The organism is Comamonas testosteroni (assembly GCF_000761245.1).
GTDB classification, from domain to species: domain Bacteria; phylum Pseudomonadota; class Gammaproteobacteria; order Burkholderiales; family Burkholderiaceae_C; genus Comamonas; species Comamonas testosteroni_C.
In genome coordinates, this window is record NZ_AWOR01000112.1 from 1 (window position 1) to 1147 (window position 1147).

The 1147-nt window shown below is 49.6% G+C and carries 2 protein-coding genes; both read right to left on the minus strand.

The features are described from left to right. Positions 1–495: hypothetical protein (locus P353_RS30130; protein WP_232776960.1), on the minus strand; the 495-nt coding region annotated here is incomplete at its 3' end. 328 nt (positions 496–823) lie between these two features. Beyond that, a partial coding sequence (locus P353_RS27330) for a phage tail tip fiber protein (protein WP_157839661.1) occupies positions 824–1147 on the minus strand: 324 nt, incomplete at its 5' end.

The following is a 1147-nucleotide window of genomic DNA, read 5'->3' on the forward strand; positions in this document are numbered from 1 at the left end:
ATTATTTATCATTAAGTAATCGCCTAGCTCATAGCTCAGCGCCACCGAATACCAATTCGTCCCGATACCTTGACCGCTGGTAGTCGAGTGGGTATATGTCCAGTTCTGCACAACTCTGGTAAAAACTGCCGCCTGAGTACCAGAATCGAATATTTGCTTGCCATCAGCTGCCCACAGTCTCAACCCATAAGATGCGGTTGGCTTCGATGAAAACGCCGCAACAAAAATAGCGCCTGAGTGAGCCTGCCCCGATGTGATACTACACCCTGTCCATGCGCCGGGTGATCCAGCCAGCAGAACCCCTAGCTGAATGAACGACCCGTTACTTTGAGGCCGAATAAAGATAAGAGGAGGCTCCGGCGTGTCAATAGCTGAAGCAAATACAATGGAAGCGCCCGCTGTATACGTGCCTTTGTGGAAAACACACAGCCTCGCATATTCGGAATCAAGAGAGACGGATCCAGCGTCATTAACCACCTCTAGACCATAACTCATCAAGCCCACCTCATAACTATTAAACGCATCGTCGCCAGGGAAATAGAATCATTCGGCCTCTGACCTAGAAAGTTTCTTACAGAAACTACTCCATTTCCCATCTCACACTCCAACTGCCTATTAGTTGATAGGCTGTCGTCATTGTTATTGTTGATTGGCAGCATGAAACATACTGAATTGCTAGGACTGCATCCAGGCACCGAAAACGTTTTTGTGGATCTACCCTCGCCCGCATATGAAACAAGTACGGACAGAGCAACCCTATAAGTTGAAGTGCCCGTATCGAATTCCAGCACGCCAGATGAAGACCATATTCTCAGACCGAAACTCATTCGCTCAAGTCTCCGATTTGGACGCGCTTGATATTGCCGTTGTCCCAAAATCGCAACGAGCGATTAGTCATCGTTGCTCTGCCCTGCCCAGGAACAACGCCGTTCATTTCAAACGTCCCGTCGAAGAATAACTTCCAACCCGTCTTGCCTGGGTCATAGTTGTTCGACTGGATGTAGTTGCCGATCTTGGCGTTTGTTATTGTGCCGTCCTGGATGAACGCGGCCTTGATAAAGGTCTGCCCACCCTGGACCGCGAACGGTACTGAACCTGCCTGGCCGATGGCGAACCTGTCAGCGTCAATGATGAACTGCGACTGCAA